Annotated in this window: 3 protein-coding genes; 1 reads left to right on the top strand and 2 read right to left on the bottom strand. The window is 41.0% G+C overall.

The window, feature by feature from the left end; genetic code table 11:
- Together BT1A1_RS03885 and BT1A1_RS03880 are read right to left on the bottom strand one after the other, a co-directional pair.
- Nucleotides 1-278: FeoB small GTPase domain-containing protein (locus tag BT1A1_RS03885; protein WP_034768356.1), on the bottom strand; the 278-nt coding region annotated here is incomplete at its 3' end.
- Nucleotides 275-502 (bottom strand): FeoA family protein, encoded by a 228-nt coding sequence (locus BT1A1_RS03880; RefSeq protein WP_034768354.1) that lies wholly within the window; start codon nucleotides 500-502, stop codon nucleotides 275-277. The genes BT1A1_RS03885 and BT1A1_RS03880, both read right to left, overlap by 4 nt.
- 359 nt (nucleotides 503-861) lie before the next feature.
- Between BT1A1_RS03880 and BT1A1_RS03875 the strand changes: the two genes are divergently transcribed.
- Nucleotides 862-3,501, top strand: a complete 2,640-nt coding sequence (locus BT1A1_RS03875) for a calcium-translocating P-type ATPase, PMCA-type (protein ID WP_034768352.1) — start codon at nucleotides 862-864, stop codon at nucleotides 3,499-3,501.
- Nucleotides 3,502-3,851: the final 350 nt, after the last annotated feature.

The raw sequence follows: 3,851 nt of genomic DNA, 5'->3' as shown, positions 1-3,851 counted from the left end.
GTTCTTTGGAGCTGGGAGGCATCGACGATATTTATGATAGAAGTAAAGTGATTCCGCAATAAAAACTCCGTGACGACCCGTTCATCCCTTGACAGCGGATTAAGGGAGTACGTTCCCGGTAAGTCGACCAATTTTGCTTGTTTATTTTTTAACAAACCAATTTTTTCCTCGACCGTGACACCACTCCAATTGCCAACATATTCGTAGGAACCTGTCAACTGATTAAAGAGTGATGTTTTTCCAATATTTGGGTTTCCAAACAAGGCGATTTGCATCATTTTTTCTCCACCCGAATGGAATTAGCCTCATGCAAGCGAATGCCGATGCGTTGACCGTTACATTCAACCACACATGGGCCCCCAAGAGGCATTTTCGTCTTTACATTTACTTCTGAGCCTAAATATATACCTAAATTCATTAATCTTGTTTTTACAAGTTGATTTAATGAAGAAAGATCTTTAATTGTTGCCTTTTCACCTTGTTTTAAATCAGCTAGAACCATTGAGAATCATTCCCTTCTCTATAAGAAAAGCGGAGGACGACCTATTTGCGACGTACATACTGAGCGCAATGTCTTGTTGCAACGCATGGATGACCGCATCCTGTAGCTCGAGCGCCCCGCAGTGATAAAACTCGTCTACAGTGTTAACCAGTATTTTTATACGATTTTATTTTGAAAAAAGTCCTGTTAATGAAAATCATTATCATTAACAATTCTATTATAAACCTATATACGACCATTTTTACGATTAAAAATGAAAATTTCATAAACAAATTTTGTTTTGGATTAATTTTCACAAAAAATATGACATAATAGAAATAGATATATTTCCCAAAATGCCTAAAAGGAAGTGGTGTGAATTGTCACAATGGTATAGTAAGACTGTTCAAGAGATCACTGAAGAATTGAACACCAATATTGAAACGGGTTTATCAAGCCAGGAAGCTGAAAATCGATTAAAGCAATATGGTCCAAACAAATTCCAAGAAGGCGAAAAAACTTCCATCTGGAAAATGCTTTGGGAGCAAATTAACAGTATCCTCATCTGGATTTTGATCGTTGCTGCAATTATTTCTGCTTTTGTTGGCGAAATTACAGATGCTATCATCATCTTCATCGTCATCGCTTTAAACGCAATAATTGGAATCGTGGAAGAATCAAAGGCAGAAAAAGCTTTGGAAGAATTAAAAAAGATGTCTACGCCAAAAGCGATTGTAAGACGGGATGGGCAAATTAAAGAAATTTCCTCGGAGAACCTTGTTCCCGGAGATGTTGTTATTATTGATGCCGGCCGTTACATTCCCGCTGATCTTCGGCTTATTGAGACAGCTAACTTACAAATTGAAGAATCCGCATTAACCGGTGAGTCTGTCCCGGTAGACAAAAATGCCGGTTGGAGCTCTTACTCGGAAGTTCCCCTTGGTGACCAACAAAACATCGCTTTTATGTCGACTCTCTCCACTTATGGCCGCGGGACTGGAATCGTCACCTCCACCGGGATGGAGACGGAAATTGGAAAAATCGCCAAAATGCTCGGCGGTCAAGAAAAAGAAATAACCCCATTACAGAAGAAATTAAATGAATTGGGCAAAATTCTTGGCATTGGCGCCGTTATGATTTGTGTTATTATGTTTTTCGTCGGCTATTTTCAAGGCAGAGATGTTTTGGACATGTTCCTTATCGCCGTAAGTCTGGCTGTTGCTGCTATTCCTGAGGGGATGGTTGCCATTGTTACGATCGTTTTAGCTCTCGGAGTCCAAAAAATGAGTAAACGCCATGCGATCGTACGCAAACTCCCTGCAGTTGAAACATTAGGTTCCGTCAGTGTCATATGTTCCGATAAGACCGGGACGTTAACGCAAAACAAAATGACCGTAACTAAAGTCTATGTCGATGGCAAGTACACCGACCTCGGTACGATCCAACAGAAAGACGATGCGAGTTACCGTCTATTAAGGGGGATGATGCTCTGTAATGATGCTACCCTTGATAGTGGTGACCCGACCGAAATCGCCTTAATAGTCGCAGGAAATGATTTGGGCTTGGATAAAGCGAAACTGGAGCAACAGTTTCAACGTGTGAACGAACTGCCCTTTGATTCGGACAGAAAGATGATGACGACCGTCCATCGAGACTCTTCATCTTATTTTTCCGTTACAAAAGGGGCGCTTGAAAGTATCTTGCCAAGAACTACAAGTATTTTTAAAAACGGACAAGTCCAACCGATTTCTGCTCACGATAAAGAAGAAATTTTGGATGCTTCAAAAAAAATGTCTGATGAAGCATTGAGAGTATTGGCTGTTGCTGAAAGAACATCGTTGGCTGACACGGAAGCATCAGAAGAGCAGCTCATCTTTCTTGGCTTGGTTGGGATGATTGACCCACCGAGGGAAGAAGTAAAACAATCCGTTGCTCAATGTAAGGATGCAGGTATTCGGACGATTATGATTACCGGGGACCATCAAAACACCGCACTCGCCATTGCAAAAGAGCTCGGTATTGCCGACGATTTATCACAAACAATGACCGGACAGGAACTAAATGAAATAAGCGACACCGAATTGCAAGAAAAAGTTGAAAAAGTTCGTGTGTTTGCCCGTGTATCTCCGGAGCATAAAGTACGAATTGTCCAAGCATTAAAGGAAAATGGCTTAATTGTTTCGATGACCGGTGACGGCGTTAATGATGCTCCGTCCTTGAAACAAGCCGATGTCGGGGTTGCCATGGGGATTACCGGTACCGATGTAGCTAAGGGAGCAAGCGATATTATTTTAACTGACGATAATTTCTCGACCATTGTTTCCGCTGTAGAACAAGGGCGGAACATCTTCCAAAATATCAGGAAAGCCATTTTGTTTTTACTCTCCTGTAACTTAGGTGAAATTACCGCCTTATTTATCGGGATCTTATTAGGATGGCCTGCACCGTTAACGGCTGTACAAATTTTATGGGTAAATTTAATTACGGATACATTACCTGCCATTGCACTTGGTATGGATCCGGATGACCCGGATATTATGAAGGAAAAACCGCGGAATCCGAAAGAAAGCTTTTTTGCCCATGGAAATGGTGCTTATACAGTATTAAACGGTATGTTAATCGGGTTTATCACTTTATTTGCTTTTATCGAAGGCCTACGTTATTATACGGGAGCTGCTTCAATTTTTGCGGTTGACTTCGGGAATATTTCCGAAGATGCGCTGACTCATGCGCAAACCATGGCATTTATCACATTGAGTGCATCGCAGCTGTTCCATTCATTGAATTTAAGAAGCCGGAGAAAATCGATATTCCAAACGGGCTTGTTTACCAATCCACTTTTGCTTGGAGCAATCATAATTGGGCTTTTGATTCAAGCATCATTGGTGTATGTACCATTTTTCCATGACGTATTTGGCATTTATGTCGTTGGTTTGAAAGATTGGGGATTCTTGATCGGTATCAGCTTAATACCGGTGATCATCAATGAGATTTATAAAGGGATCAGACGAATTATTTAATTTAGTGAACGTCTTCCGTTGTCATGGCTTCAATTTTCGGTAATGGTGTAAGATGAATTATTTAATATGGTGAAGGGCCTTATCAAGGATGGGGGCCCTTTTCCTATGTGGGTGGGGCGTATTTTGTCCAGGCCAGATCAATCATACATTCAATAGTAGGGGGCCTTGTAATCAATAGTACCCCCTGCTAATTCAATAGTAGAATCCCAAAATTCAACAGTGAAACAGGTGTTATTCAACAGTAAAAAGCGAATATTCAACAGCGCTACCCTCCTATTCAACAACAGAGGTCCTGACAAATTTAGTAAAAAGTAAGCCAAAATGTCCCATTGGATTATCGGAATCTCGTG

Source organism: Caldibacillus thermoamylovorans (genome assembly GCF_000751775.1).
Taxonomy (GTDB): Bacteria; Bacillota; Bacilli; order Bacillales; family Caldibacillaceae; genus Caldifermentibacillus; species Caldifermentibacillus hisashii.
This window is presented reverse-complemented; position numbering and strand designations above follow the sequence as displayed.